Source organism: Bacteroides cellulosilyticus DSM 14838 (genome assembly GCF_000158035.1).
Taxonomy (GTDB): domain Bacteria; phylum Bacteroidota; class Bacteroidia; order Bacteroidales; family Bacteroidaceae; genus Bacteroides; species Bacteroides cellulosilyticus.
Window position 1 is genome coordinate 379909 of sequence record NZ_EQ973495.1, and the last position, 20386, is coordinate 400294.

14 protein-coding genes are annotated in these 20386 nt (G+C 43.9%); 8 read left to right on the plus strand and 6 right to left on the minus strand.

The features are described from left to right. The 4 genes from BACCELL_RS23760 to BACCELL_RS23775 all read right to left on the minus strand — a co-directional run bounded on the left by BACCELL_RS23760 (position 1) and on the right by BACCELL_RS23775 (position 5322). Positions 1 to 2844, minus strand: coding sequence for a hypothetical protein (locus BACCELL_RS23760; protein WP_007214683.1), 2844 nt, complete (start codon positions 2842 to 2844; stop codon positions 1 to 3). 3 nt (positions 2845 to 2847) lie between these two features. After that, positions 2848 to 4245: a polysaccharide lyase 6 family protein gene (locus BACCELL_RS23765; RefSeq protein ID WP_007214684.1), complete on the minus strand. Its 1398-nt coding sequence runs from the start codon at positions 4243 to 4245 to the stop codon at positions 2848 to 2850. A 208-nt stretch (positions 4246 to 4453) separates the two neighbouring features. Further along, the gene (locus tag BACCELL_RS23770) at positions 4454 to 5059 is read right to left on the minus strand and encodes an OmpH family outer membrane protein (protein WP_007214685.1); all 606 of its coding nucleotides are present in this window, start codon (positions 5057 to 5059) and stop codon (positions 4454 to 4456) included. Positions 5060 to 5088: 29 nt separating this feature from the next. Then, on the minus strand, positions 5089 to 5322 hold the full coding sequence (locus BACCELL_RS23775; RefSeq protein WP_007214686.1) for a hypothetical protein: 234 nt from the start codon (positions 5320 to 5322) through the stop codon (positions 5089 to 5091). A 227-nt stretch (positions 5323 to 5549) separates the two neighbouring features. Between BACCELL_RS23775 and BACCELL_RS23780 the strand changes: the two genes are divergently transcribed. The 3 genes from BACCELL_RS23780 (at position 5550) to BACCELL_RS23790 (ending at position 9767) form a co-directional block, all read left to right on the plus strand. After that, positions 5550 to 7010, plus strand: a complete 1461-nt coding sequence (locus tag BACCELL_RS23780; protein WP_007214688.1) for an aminoacyl-histidine dipeptidase — start codon at positions 5550 to 5552, stop codon at positions 7008 to 7010. A 260-nt stretch (positions 7011 to 7270) separates the two neighbouring features. Then, complete coding sequence (locus BACCELL_RS23785) at positions 7271 to 8701, plus strand: choice-of-anchor Q domain-containing protein (RefSeq protein WP_007214690.1); 1431 nt, start codon at positions 7271 to 7273, stop codon at positions 8699 to 8701. Further along, positions 8694 to 9767 carry an endonuclease/exonuclease/phosphatase family protein gene (locus tag BACCELL_RS23790; protein WP_044154347.1) on the plus strand — a complete coding sequence of 358 codons (1074 nt, stop codon included), beginning with the start codon at positions 8694 to 8696 and terminating at the stop codon, positions 9765 to 9767. The genes BACCELL_RS23785 and BACCELL_RS23790 overlap by 8 nt, the downstream gene beginning before the upstream one ends. Here BACCELL_RS23790 and BACCELL_RS23795 read toward each other — a convergent pair. Beyond that, on the minus strand, positions 9764 to 10933 hold the full coding sequence (locus BACCELL_RS23795) for a mechanosensitive ion channel family protein (RefSeq protein WP_044154399.1): 1170 nt from the start codon (positions 10931 to 10933) through the stop codon (positions 9764 to 9766). The two genes, BACCELL_RS23790 and BACCELL_RS23795, sit on opposite strands and share 4 nt — an antisense overlap. A gap of 169 nt (positions 10934 to 11102) precedes the next feature. Between BACCELL_RS23795 and BACCELL_RS23800 the strand changes: the two genes are divergently transcribed. From BACCELL_RS23800 to BACCELL_RS23820, 5 genes are read left to right on the plus strand one after another with little or no spacing between them, the layout of a single operon-like run. Then, a complete protein-coding gene (locus BACCELL_RS23800) occupies positions 11103 to 12161 on the plus strand; it encodes an efflux RND transporter periplasmic adaptor subunit (RefSeq protein ID WP_007214693.1) in 1059 nt (352 codons plus the stop codon). 13 nt (positions 12162 to 12174) lie between these two features. Continuing rightward, positions 12175 to 15207: an efflux RND transporter permease subunit gene (locus BACCELL_RS23805; protein ID WP_007214694.1), complete on the plus strand. Its 3033-nt coding sequence runs from the start codon at positions 12175 to 12177 to the stop codon at positions 15205 to 15207. A gap of 3 nt (positions 15208 to 15210) precedes the next feature. Further along, the gene (locus tag BACCELL_RS23810; protein WP_007214695.1) at positions 15211 to 16500 is read left to right on the plus strand and encodes a TolC family protein; all 1290 of its coding nucleotides are present in this window, start codon (positions 15211 to 15213) and stop codon (positions 16498 to 16500) included. A gap of 27 nt (positions 16501 to 16527) precedes the next feature. After that, positions 16528 to 17553 (plus strand): sensor histidine kinase, encoded by a 1026-nt coding sequence (locus BACCELL_RS23815; protein ID WP_007214696.1) that lies wholly within the window; start codon positions 16528 to 16530, stop codon positions 17551 to 17553. Then, positions 17546 to 18316: a LytR/AlgR family response regulator transcription factor gene (locus BACCELL_RS23820; protein WP_007214697.1), complete on the plus strand. Its 771-nt coding sequence runs from the start codon at positions 17546 to 17548 to the stop codon at positions 18314 to 18316. The genes BACCELL_RS23815 and BACCELL_RS23820 overlap by 8 nt, the downstream gene beginning before the upstream one ends. Positions 18317 to 18409: 93 nt before the next feature. On the opposite strand, the gene BACCELL_RS23825 is transcribed toward BACCELL_RS23820, so the two are convergent. Beyond that, a partial coding sequence (locus BACCELL_RS23825) for a BACON domain-containing protein (RefSeq protein WP_007214698.1) occupies positions 18410 to 20386 on the minus strand: 1977 nt, incomplete at its 5' end.

A 20386-nucleotide genomic window follows, 5' to 3' on the forward strand; every position in this document is an offset into this window, starting at 1 on the left:
TTATTTCTGTATATCAATATCTTTACTACGAAGTACTTTTACGTTTTCTTTATCCGTAATGCCTTCCTTCACTTTCAGATTTTTAATCTCGCCACCGATCACATCGTCCAGTACTACTGCATAACGCCCATCTTTCTGCTCAGCATTAATACTGCAGTTATCTAACAGGAAGTCTTTCACATGACGCGCCCAGAAACCAAAAGAGGGTTGTATTTTCAAATCACCTACATTATAACGTCCTACCCCGATTTCAGGCGGATACGCTTCTGCATCTTCCACCGGATGACCACCTTTCACAAGTAAATTTACATCATGGAACTGTACATTATTAATATACCCCGTATGCTGACCATTCGGCAAACGGAATGTCAGTCCTCCTTCTACAACTTCCGTATCCGGCAGTTTGAAACCTGCGATGATTGGAGTTGCCGTACTTTGAGAACCATCGTATGCCTTCCAGCGCTCTCCCCGGAAAGAACTTCCACCATAAACCTCATCAATGTCTACTCCACAAATCACAATATTCTCCACCTGCCCGATATCAGAGTTAGTTACCAACAATTCCTTACGTACATTTCCATTTTCCGTGAAAGTAAAAGGAGCGACATTGGCACCCAGCACACGGCCTCTATTGGATATAGATATGAAGAACGGAGCACGCGTACGATGCATCACCGAGCGGGAATGTATCGCTCCTGTCTTTCCACTATTCAAATAAACATTTTTTATATGTCCACCATCATTGGTAGATATGGAGAAACCTGCTTTATTAGCACCCAGTACATAAATATTATCCACATATAAATCCTGAATATCATCCGCTGTTTCCGAACCTATCTGGAACAGGTTACAATTGGTATCTCCAACTATATTGCGTACCATATAGTTACGTGCCGGACGGGTAAAACCTAATGAACAATCCGAACCTGGTTTCACAATATCATCCGAACTGACACGCGAATAAATGTTCGTCACCGTTACGTCATTGCACGCCATAAAGTCGTAGATATCACGAGCATTCCGGGTATTATGTTTGGCAAAGTAAGTATCGTGCACATGGATGCCATCGGTACCTGTAGCCAGCAAAACAAAATGGCCTCCCTGATCTATATGCAGCATATTGCTGACGTCATAATTCTTCTGCCCATCCGCATCTATATAGTAAGGTTCATCCTTTTGCGGATCATACCACATATCTTTATCTATGTTCCAACCTCCAATCTCAATATTGGTACAAAGTTTCAAAGAAAACATTTTGTCACAGCGTTTCTCGGGAGCATTATTCATTACTTTATCAGAAGTAACCAGATTACCATTGCCCGTGATACGGCCCGTACCCACAATTTTCACATTATCAATGCGTTCTCCAAAGAACATTGCATTACGGAAAAATGTATGTCCCACATCCTGCTTCGTCAGATAGTTCTCCGGATCAGCATAAGGGCGAGGATCGGTAGGAGAAAGTCCCGAACGGTAAGCCCGGTCACTAAACCAAGTTGTTTCCGGCGCATCGCCACCCGGAAGCCCCTGAATGGTAGCATCTGCATCCAGATGTAGCCAGACATTGCTTAATAGATGAACTGTCCGTACATTATAGGTACCTGCCGTAAATCGTAGAATACCCCCGCCCAACTCATTCATCTCCTTAATAGCTTGGTTTATGGTTTCCGTATCGTCTGCTATTCCATCTCCTTTTACTCCTGCAGTCTTAATATCCTGCAAACCGGAATAGAACCAAGCAATATTTGATTCTCCCTGATTATCACCTCCTTTTACAAGCAGTTTAAAAGCATACAGTTGATTAGGATTCAGCCGACCGGCAGCAGCGAAATCATCGTCCGGCAATATCGCTGTTCTTACAGGTTTCCAGGTTCTTCCCTTATCCTCAGACAATAACAAAGTCACAGACTCCGCATTACGAGGAGCTGTCCAGTAGAAAGAAGTGAAAGATAAATCCCAATTCTTTTTATATGTAAATGCCTGTAAGGGAGTACGGGTAAAATCGGAGACAGTCGTCACTCCTTCAAAAGTTGCAGTAGCAACCGGACTATGCAGAACTTCCGGCTGAGAGGTTATATAATCAGCCTCAAATGTATAATTACCTTTTTCCGGTATTACTACTCCGCGAAAACAAAGACGGATATCAGGGCCGTTAGAGGGACGAAAATCCAAATCTTTAAAGATTAACAGGGTACCTTTCTTCCCATCTTTACGAATTTCCACATCTCCAACCTTTTTATAAGAATAGTTAGTTCCGGTTCTTCCGATAGATTGTTTGTGCAAATCACGAAGAATCACTTCTCCACGACCTATTACATTTACCGTTGTATTGTCCAATGTTACATCAATCCCTTCCGGCACACGGATAGTGACAGTAGTCATCGGACTGCGTTGTCCGGCATAAAAATCAAGTGTCAGACTTCCCGCAGTCTTTATCGTGAATGCAGTACGGTCCAACTTTATCACAGGCGGCAATGCCCCTTTACATACCCCTACCAGCAAACGCTTTTTAGAAGTTGATTGCAAATAATCTCCATGAGCCGGAAAACCTTCTGTTTTCTCCTGTCCGGCAGAAGCAAAAAGACGATAAATGCCCGAACCGGAATGAGCCAATTGCTCTTTCAGAGCTTCAACTGACGGCAAGGTAGAACTTAAGCCCTCATTCTCAGGAGTATCTACAGTATAGCGATAAGTAGAGCCTTCGAATAATAATAAAGAGTCACGAGTCAGCTGCCAGGGATACAATTCCCCTGCCTGAATGCTTGCTCCTGCCACTCCCAGCAACAGAGACAAAAGAAAAGTTTTTGATAATATAGACCTCATATCCAATAGTGTATTTCTCATAAATCAGCGATTCGTATCGATATGGTTAACATTTTCTTTCAACGCCTTATGCCATGTCGGACCGACAGTAAAGATACAGGCATCTATCCGTTCTTTTTCCTCTTGGTTCAAACCGTCAGGCATATCAACCGGCTTAAAACCTTCTCTCACCTGTTCATAAGAGACACTCGAAAGTGATTTTTTATCAGAAAATGCCCACTCATTATCCAGAAACAAGAAACCGGGAAGTACTTCATCCGCCCTTACTATTTTCAAATCAGGAGTTTGTCCTGCAAAGAGATTATGGGCAAAACGAACATTGCGGGGCATCTTTTCTCCACGGCCTGATCCCAACTCCAATGAACTATTCAGAAAGGTATTATAAGCGATATCCACATTCTCCACCCGATGGTATGAAGTTAACGGCTCTAGTTTCACATCCGTTTCTGCCGTAGGACGTTCATAAACTCCTACACGTACCAACAATCCGAATGACCTTACATCTTTAATATAATTATCGTAAACCGTATGTCCCTGGTTAATAATACGAATACCGGCGGTTCCACGCAGATTATGTCCTATAAATGTATTCGACTCTATCACATTATAATGCCCATGACGACAAACCAATCCACCGGCGGATTCATAAAACAAGTTCCTGCGCAATACATTATGACAAGATTTCACAGAAATAATCTCATTTTCTCCGCTACATCTGAAAAAGACATTATCCTCGACAATCGTACGTGATTCCAATTGAGAAGACCAGGAATGCCCGATACGAATAATTTCTGCTCCATTGCCACCGTAAGGCTGACGTTCACCAAAGAAATTATGATCTATCAAATGATTATTCAAGTGGTTATCAGCACTCAGCCACACCTGCAACACCAGTCCGCCTACTCTTTTATTAGCAAAGTAACAATGGTCTATCCGGTTATTGGTTCCCCGTAATCCAACCCAATATTCATCTCCTTCATTCGGTCGTTCACCTTTCTGAGGATCGTTGCACTCATCAATCACACAACGAGTCATCCGACAAAAAGAAGCATACACACCTTTTTCTCCTTGAAAATCAATCATATCATGCCCTATGGCCCATGCCTTATAAAAGAGCAAGTCTTCCAGTTGCAAATACTCTCCATATATCTTCAGCCTTAACTTACCGGAAATAACAGCCTTTCCGGGATTCTCAGCCCGCCAGACAATCGGTTTACCGGAAACACCCTTACCGGTAAAATTTATTTCTTTCAGATTATGATACGTTCCGTCTTTCAGTACGACGGCATCCCCCGGCTGCAAATTTCCACTACCCAGCAACTGTTTCATTGCTGGAACATCTTTCGGTGAAAATGTATACTCTTTGGCATTAGCAAAGAGTGACACTGTTAAAAGCAAAAGAACACAAAGTTTTTTCATCATGTTTTCCGATTAGAATTAAAAATCACAGAGCAAATATAGATGATTAAAATATGAACGGAAATAGCCTCCTCCCCTCCGGAAGTAGTTTGAGAAGATAATTCAAAAGAATGGTACGTTTTTATAAACCAGAAGTGCAGATATACAAAAAATCGTCCCCTTACATTGTGATACAACGTAAGGGGACGACCCTATTCTAAATCGAAATTATTTATTTCTTAGCCGGAGAAGAATATCTTGCATTCAATCCGTCTACGATTTCTTTTGTAATATTATAAATGCTGTCAGCATACAACAGGTTATCAAAACCGGTATTACTGATAATCATGCTGTATCCCTTTGTCTTATTATACTCTTTCAAGAAAGCATTGATAGAATCACGCAATTGCAAGCTGTTCTTTTCGTTTTCGCTCATCAGCTCTGATTGCAATTTATTACCCAAAGCCTGCAAGTCTTGTTCCAGTTTAGCAATACGGTTGTATTCCTGCTGTGCTCTTTCCTGAGAAAGATATGCATTGTTCTGTACTTTAGTCTGGAAATCCTGTTTCTGTTTTTCTAATTCCCGAGCTTTCTGGTTTATTGTCAAACGAACATTTTCACTCTTCTTTACCATACCTTCATTCAGGTCGATGCAGAAATTATATTGTGCCAGAAGCGTGTCTATTTCAACATAAGCAATCTTCATTCCAGTAAGTTCACCTGAAGCTTGTCCTGACGTAGTTGCCGTTTGATTATCAGCTTTACCTGTACACTGAGAAAATAAAACGATAAGTGCAAGGGCAGCCAAACCGTTTACGAGGTAGTTCAATCTCTTCATAACTTGTAAAAAATATAGTTTTAAAATTATTAATTCATACTATCATTTAAGGCTTTTTCCAATTCGTCAATGGAGAAACGGGGTTTCTTCTGTGCTTCCCGGTCCTGCGACTGGGCACACCCAATACCTCTCTCCCGCATTGCTTTATTACCGCTGACGTGCCCGTTCGGGAACTTTCCGCCTTTCACAAAAAAGACTTTTACACCTAATAATGCAATGCAAATAGCAACTATTAACAAACTTATCAATACTGTATCGAGCATTTCTACTATTTTTGTAATACGAAAATAGACTGCATTTCAGCAAAATGAAAATAAAATTTTCTTTTGCATTCAATTTGCTCTATTTTTGTGGGTGCAAATATAGGGCTTTGTATGGACTAACCCACTTTTTTTACCATAAAAAAAGAGAAACGGTAATAAAATAGCCAATTGATTTAACCATATTTAGCAATAAGAGGTTAAATACGAACATTCATAAAGGAATTAATATGGAAAAGAATGAACTGAAACCGGCAGGCGTTTTTCATTATTTCGATGAAATCTGCCAAGTGCCGCGTCCTTCGAAGAAGGAAGAGAAAATGATTGCTTATCTGAAAGCATTCGGTGAAAAACATAAGTTGGAAACACTGGTTGACGAAGCCGGCAACGTCCTCATCAAAAAGCCCGCTACACCGGGTATGGAGAACCGTAAGACCGTAGTGCTGCAATCTCACATCGACATGGTGTGCGAAAAGAACAACGATGTGCAGCACGACTTCCTCACCGACCCGATAGAAACCGTAATTGAAGGGGAATGGCTGAAAGCCAAAGGTACAACGCTGGGAGCTGACAACGGTATCGGTGTAGCTACAGAACTGGCTATCCTTGCAGACGACAGCATTCAGCACGGACCTCTGGAATGTCTGTTTACGGTAGACGAAGAAACCGGACTGACAGGTGCCTTCGCCCTAAAAGAAGGTTTCATGAACGGTGATATTCTGTTGAACCTCGACTCGGAAGATGAAGGAGAACTCTTTATCGGCTGCGCAGGAGGTATAGACTCCGTTGCAGAGTTTACATATAAAGAGGTAGACGTACCTGCCGGATACTTCTGCTGCAAGGTGCAGGTGAAAGGATTGAAAGGCGGACACTCCGGTGGAGATATCCATTTGGGGCTCGGCAATGCCAATAAGATATTGAACCGTTTCCTGAGTCAGACTTTCCAGAAGTATGATATGTACTTGTGTGAAATAGACGGTGGTAATCTGCGCAACGCCATTGCACGCGAAGCACACGCAGTTATCGCTATACCGGAAGACTACAAGCATGACTTGCGTGCCGATCTGAATATTTTTGCGGCTGAAGTACAAGCTGAGTATGCCGTAGTCGATCCGGGGCTGCAACTCATCTTAGAATCGGAAAATACCCGTACGAAAGCCATCGACAAAGATACTACGAAGCGTCTGCTGCAAAGCCTCTACGCTTGTCCTCACGGGGTGTATGCTATGAGCCAGGACATACCCGGACTGGTAGAAACGTCTACAAACCTTGCATCCATCAAGATGAAGCCGGGCAACATTATCCGCATCGAAACCAGCCAACGCAGTTCTACCGCCTCATCCAAGCAAGATACAGCCAATATGGTACGTACCGTATTCGATATGGGCGGTGCCAAAGTTACCTTCGGTGACGGCTATCCGGGTTGGAAACCTAATCCACATTCTGAAATACTGGAAATCGCTGTCGAGTCATACAAACGCTTATTCGGTGTAGATGCCAAGGTGAAAGCTATCCATGCCGGACTGGAATGCGGTCTGTTCCTCGATAAGTACCCGGCACTGGATATGATTTCCTTTGGTCCTACTTTGCAGGGTGTGCACTCTCCCGATGAGCGAATGCTGATTCCTACGGTAGATAAGTTCTGGAAACACCTGCTGGATATCCTGGCTAATGTTCCCGTAAAGAAATAACTCACATCCCTTATTCCTCTTATACGGATGGTTAAAGGGGAGTATGTAAAAGATGGCATCTTTTGATGTAAAAGATGCCATCTTTCGTAACATAAGATGCCACCTTTCGCTGCAAAAGATGGCATCTTTTGCATAATAGCCTATAGAGATGTAATTCCTTTCAATATACCATCGTCTCATCAAGGTAGTAAGATAAAAGCGAAAGATATAATAAAGCGACAGAAATACCGTTATTTAGTAAAACCTACAGAACGTACGGTATGAAATCGAAAGCACTATACCTTATATATATATTCCCGATACTTTTCCTGTTGTCCCTTGCCGCCTGCGACGACATGGATGATTATTCGTCCGATCCAAAGCATACACTTTGGTTCTCACAGGACACGCTGCGTATGGACACCGTACTCACCGGTATTCCCACTTCCACCCGCCAACTGAAAGTTTACAATCCACATAAGAAGGCATTGCTGATATCTTCCATTATTCTTGCCGATGCCGGCAAATCGGGTTTCCGTATCAATGTGGATGGTATTAGGGCAGATCAATTCTCCGACATAGAAATTGCAGGAGAAGACAGCCTATACATTTTTGTAGAAGCGACTCTGCCTCAGCAAGACAATGCCGACATCAGGTTGATAAAAGACTCTATTCTCTTTCAACTGAATGGCATCCGGCAAGAAGTTAAGCTACGGGCATATGCACAGGATGCTTTTATTTTCCGGGGGAAAGTGATCGAGAAAGATACATTGATAGCCTCCCAACGGCCGATATTGATTTATGACAGTATCAGTGTAGCCCCGGATGCGCACTTAACGCTGACGGCAGGTACCCGCCTGTATTTCCACGGCAAGGCTGGAATGCAGGTACACGGACGCTTATCAGTGGCAGGCAGCCTATCCGCCCCGGTCGTTTTCCGGGGAGATCGCACCGACCGTATGTTCCCTTATCTTCCTTACGACCGATTACCGGGACAATGGGGCGGCATACGATTCTACAAGACCAGTTACGAGAATCATCTTGTTTATGCAGACATTCATGGAGGAAGTTTCGGTATTCGCTGTGACTCTTCGATGACAGACCGCAGGAAACTAACATTGGAGTCTTCCATCATACGGCAGGTATCAGGTAATGGACTGGAGTTGACATCGTGCCAGGTGGTGGTAGGAAACAGCGAAATCAGTAATGCGGGAGAGAATTGCGTCAGTTTGTTAGGGGGAGATTATACATTCACTCACTGTACGCTGGCTAATTATTTCAGTTGGAACGTACGGAAAGGAACGGCATTGCAAGTCCGGAATGAACAGGATGACATGGCCTATCCGCTTTCATCAGCTATCTTCCGCAACTGTATCATTGCAGGTTCGGGTACGGATGAAATCAACGGAGGACGCTCCAAGAATGAGGATATAGCTTTTAATTATTACTTCTCACACTGCCTCATCAACTCAGTGAAAGAAGAGAATGACAAGATAGTCAATGTGATTTGGGAGAAAGACGATAACTTCTTGCTGATGGATAGCCGTACGCAAGAATACAGCTTTAGCCTCAATGAAAAGTCTAAAGCTATCAATTTAGGAAAGCAAGAAGATGCTATCGCTTATCCGACAGACAGAAATGGGAACTCCCGACTACAGGATACAGCACCGGATGCGGGATGCTATGAAAAATCGGCTTCAAAAGATGAATAATAATTGCTATACCTTAAAATGGCATCTCCTCTTCTTGCTGTTCTTCCCTTTTTTTACCCTCTACGGACAAACGAAGAAAGATACTCTCTCTTTTCGCGTTGTCAGCTATAATGTTGAAAACTTATTCGATTGCCGCCACGATACGCTAAAGAATGATTACGAGTTTCTGCCCGATGCGATGCGCCACTGGAATTATACGAAATATAAAAAGAAACTGGATGCCATAGCCCGCGTCATTACGGCCGTAGGCGGTTGGACTCCTCCTGCACTCGTAGCCCTTTGCGAAGTAGAAAACGACAGCGTATTGCGCGACTTGACCCAACGTTCGGTTCTTCGGGAAGCCGGATACCGCTATGTAATGACCAACTCACCCGACCAGCGCGGAATTGATGTGGCACTGCTTTATCAAAGAGATCAATTCAAGTTGATTTCCCATCAGGGTATTCCCATACCTCACAGATCCGGCAAAAAGAAATTTCGCCCTACACGGGATATACTGCACGTCTGCGGAATGTTGCTGAACAGCGATACCCTGGACATCTTTGTTGTACATCTTCCATCCCGTTCAGGAGGTGTTAAGGAGAGTGAACCCTATCGTCTATTTGCTGCCGAACAGCTGAAAGCCGCAGTAGACAGTATCTGCTCCTATCGGTATCATCCGCAAATTCTTATCATGGGAGACTTCAATGATTATCCCGATAATGCATCCGTCAACAAAATACTCTCAGCAGAAGCACCACCCCAGAACGGTGACAGCCTGCAACCACAAAAACTCTATCACTTACTTGCCCGCAAGAGCGCAATTCGAAAGCACTTCGGCAGTTACAAATATCAGGGTGAATGGGGATTACTGGATCATATCATCGTGTCCGGCACTCTTCTTCAACCGGATGCGGATTTCTGCACCGGCGAGGATAAGGCTGATGTATTTCATTCTTCGTTCCTATTGACGGAAGATAAAAAGTATGGCGGTGTACAGCCATTCCGCACTTACTACGGAATGAAGTATCAAGGTGGTTACAGCGATCACCTCCCAGTATGGGCGGATTTCCGGCTCATTTATTAATCCGAATACTGATACAATTTCAAATCAAACTTCTGTACCATCACCAGCAAATGATCGAATATATCGGACTGAATACGTTCGTATTCCTTCCATACCTTGTTTCGGGAAAAGAAGTAAACTTGAATGGGAACTCCATAAGTGGTCATTTCCTTCTGGCTGATAATCAAGTCCAAATCCTGGTTCACGACAGGAAGGCTGCAAAGATAACGTTCGATGTAAATACGGTAGAGTTGTGCATTGGTAGGTACCTCGCCTTCTGCCGGCTGATAGTCTGCCATCAAAGGAACTTCCTTACGGATGGTATCCAACATTTCGGGAGTGCAAAACTTCAGGGTCGTCATGTCCAGATAGATATTCTTATCCACACGCCGGCCACCACTCTCCTGCATACCGCGCCAGTTCTGGAAAGAGCCGTTCACCAAGGTATAAGGCGGAATGGTAGAAATCGTATTATCCCAGTTCTGTATCTTTACGGTGTTGAGGGTTATCTCTTTCACAATACCGTTGGCGGAGCCATTGGGTAAGGCAATCCAGTCGCCGATACGCAACATCTCGTTGGCAGAAAGTTGTACTCCGGCCACAAAGCCCAGAATACTATCCTTGAATACCAACATTAATACTGCCGCCGAAGCACCCAGCCCGGCAAAGAGGGTTGCGGGAGACTTATCTATAAGAATAGATACGGCAATGATAGCCGCCACAAAGAATAACAATACCTGCAATACCTGAACAAAGCCTTTCATCGGATGATTCTTACTGTTGTCCTTCTGATTATGAAAATCCAGAAAAACGAGCAGTAGCCCATTCAGCGCAAAAGCTAAAGCAGCCACTATATACACGGCACAAACTTTCTGCGACAACTCCAACAGTTCTACTCCGTGTACAAAAGTATGAGGCAACAGGAAGTAAATCAGAATTCCCGGTAAGGTATGTATCAGATGAGGAACCACTTTCCGCTTCATCAGCAAAGTATTCCAGCGATGGGGTGAACGATTGGTATAATGCTTCATTCCCCCTACCAATATTGCCTGAAACAGATAGTCCAGCCCTACAGCTACGGCAATGATTAATATGGCGATGATAGTTTCATCAAATGTATTCGCAAATTTAGGGTCTACTCCCCACCCTATAAGGGTTTTATTCATCCACCCTCCTAATGTCGTCATATATTTCTCCGATTTTAATTGCTTATGGGAATAATAACAAATAAAGGGGAGCTGTTGTTTAATAAAACTTTTTCCGGCTTCATCTTCTACTTTTCCGGTTTCAGTAAAAAAGTCCCGGTATATCTGTCTGGAACAAATTATTTTCGCCCCCGGATTAAACAAAAAAAGTATGAACCGAAATGTAAAACTTATCAGTATTCTCAGCCTCGGACTAATGTTGGGGGCCTGTGGTGGTAATTCGTCTTCACAAGAAGAAACTATCATTGTAAAGACTGCTACAGCGAGTACCTACAGCAACGAAACAGCCAAAGAATTCCCCATTATCACCCAACCGTTCCGCACCACAGAACTGTCCTTCCGCGTCAGCGGCCCCATCGACCGGCTGGATGTCTATGCCGGAAACTATTACCGCCGCGGAGATATTATTGCAGAAATCGATCCACGAGACTACCGCATCCGGCGTGAACGTGCTGAAGCCGTCTATCGCCAGTCAAAGGCAGAGTATGAACGTATCAGTGCGCTTTATCAGAAAAACAACCTTTCTGCCAGTACTTATGAGAAAGCACGTGCGGAATATACTTCCGCCAAAGCTGCTTTCGACACTGCCGTCAATGAACTGGAAGATACCCGCCTTGTAGCCCCCTTCAACGGATATGTAGGGGAAGTCTACGTAGAGAAATTCCAGGATGTCAAGGCCAGCCAGCCCGTATTGACATTTATCGATATAGACCAACTGAAAATAGAAGCTTATGTAACGCAAGATATAGCCTATCGTGTTCAACCAAGGCAGAACGTGCTATTGACGCTGGATGTGCAGCCCGACACGGAGCTGGAAGCACAGATTGCAGAAGTATCCAAAGGAACCACACAAAACAATCTCTCTTATCTGGTAACGGCATTGTTGCCCAATAAAGAAGCCCGGTTACTGGCAGGTATGTCCGGAAAGATACGTTTCGAAGAAAGTGCTTCGGAATTATCAGATAGTACCGCCACCGGCGAACATTTGGTTTGTATTCCGCAAACAGCCTTGTGCAATCGCCCCACAGTGGGAAGTTATGTATGGACGGTACATCCTGAAAGCGGGATAGTCAGCCAACGTAAAGTTAGTGTCAGCAAACTGCTGCCGCACGGCAATGCAGGCATCACTGCCGGACTGCAACCCAGTGAAATAGTGGCTACAAGCAGTCTGCGTTTCTTATCAGACGGAATGAAAGTAAAAATCCAATGAAACAGCAAGTATCATGAAACTAATCAAATATTTTCTGCAACGCCGCTCTGTCACTATTCTACTGCTGGTACTGGTACTTGCCGGCGGACTATTCTCGTACGTCAAAATGGGAAAGCTGGAGGATGCCCCTTTCACCATTAAACAAGCATTGGTGCTGACTTCTTACCCCGGCGCATCTCCTTCGGAAGTACAAAGCCAGGTGACAGATGTATTGGAAGAAGCCATCCAGTCATTGGGCGAACTTTATTACCTGAAAACCGAGAACCGTGCCGGGCTTTCCAAAATCACTGTATATGTAAAGAAAGAGACACGGGCAGATGAGATGCAGCAACTTTGGGATAAACTACGCCGTAAGGTAGGTGATGCGCAGAGCAAACTTCCCGCAGGGACCGGACCTTCGGTTGTGAATGATGACTTCGGTGATGTGTTGGGCGTCTTCTACGGACTAACAAGCGAAGGACGCAGTTACCGGGAACTGGAAGATCAGGCCAAACTTATCAAAAATGAATTGTTAAAGGTAAAGGATGTCGCACGTATCGAAATCTATGGAACGCAAACACCTACAATTGAGGTAGTGGTCAGTCCCGCCGTTATGTCTCGCAGCGGCATTACGACAGCGGACATAGCCAATGCATTCAATGCCCAAAACAAGGTAGTGGATGCAGGTGGAATCACAGCAGGTACAGGACGCATCCGAATCGAATCCACCGGTAACTTCTATTCTTTGGATGAGATACGGCAACTCACCATCGTTTCACGTAGTGGGGAACACTTCCGACTGGGAGATATTGCCGACATCAACGAAAATTACCAAACACCTGCCAGCAACTTGATGCGCATAGACGGAAAACCGGCTGTGGGTATTGCCATTTCCACCGTACCTACCGGTAATGTGGTAGATATGGCTGAAGCTATCGAAGCACGCATCGAAGAACTAAAATCTGATATGCCGGAAGGTTTCGGCCTCGTCTCTATCTACGATCAGGGGCATGAGTCTGCCATAGCCAACCAAGGCTTTATCATCAATCTGATAGTTTCCGTAATTACCGTAGTGGCTATCCTGCTTTTCTTCATCGGTTTCAAAAATGGTTTGCTGATAGGTAGCGGACTTGTATTCTCCATATTTGCTACTCTGATTGTGATGCTGGCAGGAGGAATTGCTTTGCAACGCATGTCACTGGCAGCCATTATTATTGCCATGGGAATGTTGGTAGATAATGCCATTGTAGTATCCGACTCTGCACTGGTAAATATGCAACGGGGAATGCGGAAACGGGTATCCATCATGAAAGCATGTTCCGGGACTGCCCTCCCCTTGTTGGCTGCCACGGTCATAGCGATACTGACATTCCTGCCTATCTACTATTCACCACATATCACCGGAGAATTATTATCCTCTCTGGTTATTGTCATCGGTGTATCGCTCATGTTCAGCTGGGTATTTGCACTGACACAAACCCCGTTCTTCATCCAAGAATTTGTACGCCGCCCGCGCCCCTCGGAATTGAGTGGAACCCTCTTTTCCGGCAAGGCTTACGACCGCTTCCGGAGCACATTACGTTTCGTCATTCGCCATCGTTATGCCACAGTGGGGTTGATGGTTATATTGCTTGTCGTTTCCGCCTGGAGTTTCAAGTTTATCCCGAAAGTCTTTGTACCTGCTCTGGAGAAACCCTACTTTACATTGGATGTATGGCTACCCGAAGGAACCGACATCGCTGAAACCGACCGCACGGCCTCAGAAATGGCTGACTATATCCGCAGTCAGGAAGAAACAGAAATGATTTCAACTTATGTAGGACGTACACCACCCAGATATTATCTGTCTAATGTATCTTTCGGCCCGCAACCCAACTATGCTCAGTTATTGGTAAAGGCACGTTCCTCCAAAGAAACCAAAGCGTTGCGCACCAGACTGCAAGACTCTATCCGTACGCTTTTCCCGGGTCCACTCATCAAAGTGAATAAATTCGAGCTGAGTCCGCTAACGGAAGCTGTTATCGAAGCACGCTTCCTGGGTCCCGATCCTGCCGTACTCGATTCACTGGCAGGTATGGCTATCGAGATTATGCGCCGCAACCCGAAAGTAGCGGATGCCCGCAACGAATGGGGTAACATGACACCCATTATCCGACCGGTTTATGATCCGGTAAAAGCCAGTGCGCTGGGAATAACAAAGTCTGCAATGATGGAGTCAGTTAAATCCATCAATGACGGACTTACAGTGGGAGTCTATCGTGATAATGAGAAAAAGGTCCCTGTACAATTGAAATCTGCAGGTACCGATATCACAGATGCACAGGGACTGGGAGACTTTTCTGTATGGAACGGGCAGAATTCCGCCCCATTATCACAAGTCACCGAAGATATTGAAGTAAGCTGGGAATGGCCACAGATGCGTACTTATAACCGACAACTGTCCATGGCTGCCATGTGTGGGGTAAAAGCCGGACACACTATGGCAGAAGTGCATGGTGAAATCCGCCAGGAGATAGAATCCATTCAACTTCCTGAAGGATACACCTTCTTCTGGGATGCCCAATATAAGGATCAGCGCGAAGCCATGCAAGCCATAGCAAAATTCTTCCCATTGGCATTTCTGGCATTAATAGTCATACTTGTAGCCCTGTTCGGTAACTTCCGTGACCCGCTAATCATCCTATGTGTATTGCCGTTATCTCTTATCGGTGTCGCCGTAGGTATGCTGATGACCGGTTTCGAATTCGGTTTCTTTCCTATTGCCGGTTGGCTGGGATTACTGGGAATGATTATCAAAAATGTAATTGTACTGCTGGATGAGATACAGGTACAACGCCGGGCGGAAGTACCGGTCTATACTGCCATTATCGAATCTACCGTGTCGCGTACCCGACCTGTACTGATGGCTGCCACCACCACTATTCTGGGTATGGTTCCCCTATTGTTCGATGTGGCCTTCGGTGGTATGGCGGCTACTATTATCTTCGGATTGACATTCGCAACGCTACTGACTCTGTTCGTCACTCCGGCACTCTATTCATTGTTTTATAAAGTAAAAGAGAAATAGATTATGAAGAAAATATATATCCTTTTTATTCTATCGTTGTGTGATCCGTTCGCTTTTGGCCAGCAGAGTGCGATGCTGGAGAAGTATAGGTCGATGGCTCTTGAATATAGCCACGACCTGAAAGCGGCGGAGAAAAATCTGGCTGCCAGCATTGAACTGGAGAAATCCGCCCGTGCAGACCTGAAACCCAAACTCTCCGGTGATGCAAACTTTCAGTATACCGGAAATCCCTTAGAGATTAATCTGAACCTCCCCGGTATGGATAACCCGCTACAGATACAAGGACGTGATACCAAATATGGTGCTTCCCTTACCCTATTACAACCTATATATACAGGTGGACGCTTACTTGAAAGTATCCGCATGGCACAGCATCAACACGCTCTTGCTTCGCACCAGAAAGAACAACTTTTATCCGAAGTCTGTTTTCAGACGGATATTCAATACTGGAATACCGTCGCCCGCCAGGAAATTGTGAGTATCGTCGCAGATTACCGGAATTCGATAGCTGCGCTGACTCAAACAATCCGTGAACGGGTGGAGGTCTCACTCGTCAATCCCCAGGATTTGCTAATGGCCGAGGTAAAATTAAACGATGCCGAATTTCAGTTACTCCAAGCACAAAAGAACTTCGATACCGGACTTATGGCCTTCAATTCCCTCATCGGATTACCTCTGGAAGAGCCTACACCTATAGATACGATCATTCCACAAGTGGACACTTCGGACAGTTCACGACTGACACTTGCGATCCCACGCCCTGAAATCAAGATAGCGCATGACCAGATTAAAATGGCGGAAAGTTCATTAAAGTTGAATGACTCAAAATACAAGCCTCAACTATACGTAGGAGTAGACGGAAGTTATTCTTCTCCGGGCTATGACCTGCGTGCCGACCTGGACCCTAACTATGCTGTATATGCCAAAGTCAGTGTCCCTCTGTTCGAATGGGGAAAACGACGAAATGAGAAGCGGGCTTCCAACCAAAAGATCGGTATAGCAAAAGATAATCTGAATCAGATTCAGGATAAAGTCAACCTGGAAATACAGACGGCACGCCTCTCTTTGTCACAGGCACTGGATCAGGTACAACTAAGTCAGCAATCGCTGGAAAAAGCCCATGAGAATGAACGTCAGGCTATGGAACGCTATAATGAAGGCGAAATATCCATTGTAGAAGTAATAGAGGCACAGACTTACCGGCAAAATGCTGAAATAAATCATGTACAAGCCAAAGCTTCCGCACAAGGACAGTATTCGGCATTAATAAAAGCATTAAACCAATATAAATGATAAGTGGAAATTCGTAACTTTGCCTTTATGAAGTGGAACACTCTTTTATACAGCCTACTCTTTTCAGGATTGGGAATTTTCTCATTCCTGTTGCTGGCCAATTATACCAACCTTACTCCGCAGGTTACGAATACCATCCACACTCCCGGTGCATTTGTTTTTGTTGTTGCCACTTTCAATATATTGGGATATTGTACCCTCCGCATAAGTTCGTGGATGAACCGTCTATACTCCAACAATTTACGTTGGAAGTGGAAATTCATAGCGGTATATATAGGTGTTATGCTATTGTTTCTGCTGTTGAACTACGGTCTGTTGGTGGCTGCCAAACTGATGGGCAGAGCGGAAAATCCATTCACTTTCCAGATAGGGGGAATACGTATTCTATTAGTAGTGTGGTTGGTGGAGCTTGTAATCCTGGGATTATTGCTTGCCAACCGCTCCATAAAGAATGCCCTCCGTCTGCAACAAAAAGCAGCGCAACTACAGAAAGAGAATAATGCGGCCCGATATACTGCCCTTCAAAATCAGCTGAACCCCCACTTTCTTTTTAATAGTCTGAACACGCTGATAGCTGAGATAGAATATAATCCGTCAAATGCCGTACGCTTCACCCGGAATCTCTCTGATGTATATCGCTATGTACTTCAATCGCAAGATAAAACCCTGATCACATTAGGCGAAGAATTAGAATTCATTCAATCCTACCTTTTCCTGCACGAAGTCAGATTAGGCAACTGCATCGCTTGCAACATCACAATACCAACCGAAGCTATGGAGTATCAGCTTCCCCCGCTAACCCTGCAACTATTAGTGGAGAATGTTATTAAACACAATTCAATTAACAGCAATAAACCGATGGATATCACGATACAAATTGTCGACCACTTTCTGGTTGTCAGTAATCCGATACATGCCAAAAAGAGCGATACCACTTCAGGTGTAGGGCTACAGAATTTATCGAACCGTTGCAAGCTAATGATAGGTACTGACATTATTATCAATAATGAAAATCAGATATTCACCGTAAAAGTTCCCTTAATCTATGAGTAAACTAACTGCTGCCATTATAGAAGACGAAGTACCCGCTGCCCGTCTCCTATCTTCCATCATCACACGTCTGCGTCCCGACTGGGAGGTTACCGTACTACCCGGAAGTGTGGAAGAAGCCATTGTTTGGTTCAGGACACATTCTCATCCGGATATTCTGTTTCTGGATATTCAGTTATCGGACGGTAATTCATTTGACTTCCTATCTGCCGCACAACCTTCTTCATTGATCATTTTCACAACAGCCTATGATCAATATGCCATTCGCGCCTTCACCGTGAACAGCATAGACTATATACTTAAACCGGTAGATGAGAAACGTTTGCTGGATGCTATCGTAAAGTATGAAACTCTGAAAGGAAAAGACTATAAACAAGAAAATTACATAGGAGATTTAATTCAGAGCCTGCAAAAACAGGAAAAAAGCTACCGCACCCGCTTTCTTATTGCCGGAGTGGATAAATTCTGGGCTTTGCAAGTCAGTGACATTGCCTATTTCTATTCAGAAAATAAAATCACCTTTGCCGTCACAAAAAGCGGACAGGAGCATATTATAGACCTGTCTCTCACCCGACTTGAAGAGCAATTGGATCCCAGACGTTTTTTCCGCGCCAATCGCCAGGTAATAGTTTGTATTGATGCCATTGTGCATGCTGCACCTTATTTTAATGGAAGAATAATACTTCACGTAAAACCGATTCATAAGGATAAGATTACTGTCAGCGAAGAAAAAGTATCCTCTTTCAAGATGTGGCTGAACTTTTAACACTAAAAGTTATAACAAGTTACCTATTATCTTTCGCGCCACTTCATCTGTTTTATAACCGGATAAAGTGGCGCGAAATAATATATTACACTTCTAATATCCTTCGTTTTGCGACATACTTGGATTCACAAGAATCTCGCGCATGGGAACAGGAAACACCTGTCTCCAAATCGGTATATTCAAAGTACTCACTGCAATATTATTACGCTTTAGGAAAGCAAAATAAGTACCTGTCCCTCTTAATTCTGATTGCCATACATTAGCCAAACGATTAATGAACTCATCAGAAGTACGAGTGGTAAAAGCTGAAGAAGACAGCGATACATTTGAAGAATAAGCCGGAGATCCTATATTGGCTGTCATCACCTGATTCAAATAATTCTCAGCCTGCGCAGAATTCCCTAAACGAGATTCACATTCAGCCAGATTAAGCACTACCTCCGTATAACTGAAGCAAATAAGCTGAATATCGCTATACATATCGGAAACAGGGAATTGATAGATTAAATCTCCTAATTGATATCTACCACTGTTTACAATTCCAGTCAACATAGATTTAGCCTCAGCAAATTTTCCCTGTTCCATATATATACGGGCCAATAACAAAGCGGGAAAGTCACGGGAAGGAAAGAAACAATCATTTATCGCCGATTGTCCACTTATCTCTCCCGGCAGGCGTTCACGTAAGAACAGTAATGGCTCTACAAAAAGCTTTAGCACTTCAGCTTGTGAAATAGCGGGCATACTTGTTATTATATCTGATGGGAACTCAGACAAGCACACTGCTTTTCCCCACAAATTAACCTTCTCATAAAACAAGATAAAACGTTGCATGTCCAGCAATTTCATTACAGTCGTACTATCCGAAGAAGCCAACTCTTCCTCGGATGAACGTGGTATCTGATCCTTTATAAATAGAATCATATTTACAGAATTATAAAAAGAGCTCCATGCAGATCTTACTTCTCCGTTATTTGCATTCAAAGTATGATTTATAAAATCAAAACGCCACTCATAGCCTTCTTCCTTTTCCGACTGTCGGGAATAGAGTTCTTCTTGCGTATACATTTGTTGCAAAACCAGATAGAATCCCTCAAAAAATCTCACAAATTCTTGTTCACCGTATTGGGTCAGGCACAAACGTACTACCTTTGTCGGATCAGTTTCTTGCTTGATTGTCAGCTTCGCTTCCTTGTTCTCATGCGCTCCATAAATAGTAATCGTAGCGGAACTTGCTTCCGCACTAACTGCTGGCTCCACCTTTATTTCCAGATATTGTCCATCGTTAGACAAAGTTGCCTGATAAGGAATCTGAGGTTTGTTTTCATACATAAACAAAGCCTTCTTGAAAATAGTTTCTTCATGCATACCATAAATAGGATCCTCCTTCTTATCTTCCGGCCACAAGAGATTCCACTCCGTCATCTTCACCGGTACATTAGCATCTACTTTGATACGATAGGTTCCACCTGCCATAGGTATATCCAAGCTTGTCTGTTCTAACTTCACGGCTGTAGGTTTTCCTGCTTGCCAGATTTTCAAGGTATCACATTCCTGGCCATTCTTACTCTTTATCAACACCCTTCCTCGACGGGGAGCAAACCCGTCATTCTTGGCAGCTTTCAGATAGATTTTGCGAAGTTGCAATCCACGAGCCGCGGTACTTTCTGTAATCCACTGGCAGGTATCCGCCGGATGTATTTCTACATCGACATTGGCATTTACGTCTATACCCATAATTGTATCATTAGAAGTCTTCAGTTCGATATTCTTATTATCAATCACTACTGCATCTTTCTGTGCTTGTATCACAGTCAGTGTGTCAGCAATCGCAGTATTATCTTTATTATAGAAAATAATTTTGGCGCGGCGACTCTCATTCGCATCATTGGGACTGATTGTATAATAAATGGTGTGACTGGACATTCCCCGACTCATTGTGGCCTCTTTAATCCAACTCACATCCGGCATAGTTATACCATACTCACAATTGCTACGTAACTCTACCTTAATCGTCTCTCCCTTGTCACCAACAGGATATTCATTCTCATTCAACAATATTACATCACC

Excerpts from the sequence above, each read along its gene's own strand:
- BACCELL_RS23780 (WP_007214688.1), top strand. The coding sequence starts at position 5,550 with ATGGAAAAGAATGAACTGAAACCGGCAGGCGTTTTTCATTATTTCGAT.
- BACCELL_RS23785 (WP_007214690.1), top strand. The coding sequence starts at position 7,271 with ATGAAATCGAAAGCACTATACCTTATATATATATTCCCGATACTTTTC.
- BACCELL_RS23775 (WP_007214686.1), bottom strand. The coding sequence starts at position 5,322 with ATGCTCGATACAGTATTGATAAGTTTGTTAATAGTTGCTATTTGCATT.
- BACCELL_RS23810 (WP_007214695.1), top strand. The coding sequence starts at position 15,211 with ATGAAGAAAATATATATCCTTTTTATTCTATCGTTGTGTGATCCGTTC.
- BACCELL_RS23790 (WP_044154347.1), top strand. The coding sequence starts at position 8,694 with ATGAATAATAATTGCTATACCTTAAAATGGCATCTCCTCTTCTTGCTG.
- BACCELL_RS23820 (WP_007214697.1), top strand. The coding sequence starts at position 17,546 with ATGAGTAAACTAACTGCTGCCATTATAGAAGACGAAGTACCCGCTGCC.
- BACCELL_RS23805 (WP_007214694.1), top strand. The coding sequence starts at position 12,175 with ATGAAACTAATCAAATATTTTCTGCAACGCCGCTCTGTCACTATTCTA.
- BACCELL_RS23800 (WP_007214693.1), top strand. The coding sequence starts at position 11,103 with ATGAACCGAAATGTAAAACTTATCAGTATTCTCAGCCTCGGACTAATG.
- BACCELL_RS23770 (WP_007214685.1), bottom strand. The coding sequence starts at position 5,059 with ATGAAGAGATTGAACTACCTCGTAAACGGTTTGGCTGCCCTTGCACTT.
- BACCELL_RS23760 (WP_007214683.1), bottom strand. The coding sequence starts at position 2,844 with ATGAGAAATACACTATTGGATATGAGGTCTATATTATCAAAAACTTTT.
- BACCELL_RS23765 (WP_007214684.1), bottom strand. The coding sequence starts at position 4,245 with ATGATGAAAAAACTTTGTGTTCTTTTGCTTTTAACAGTGTCACTCTTT.
- BACCELL_RS23795 (WP_044154399.1), bottom strand. The coding sequence starts at position 10,933 with ATGACGACATTAGGAGGGTGGATGAATAAAACCCTTATAGGGTGGGGA.
- BACCELL_RS23815 (WP_007214696.1), top strand. The coding sequence starts at position 16,528 with ATGAAGTGGAACACTCTTTTATACAGCCTACTCTTTTCAGGATTGGGA.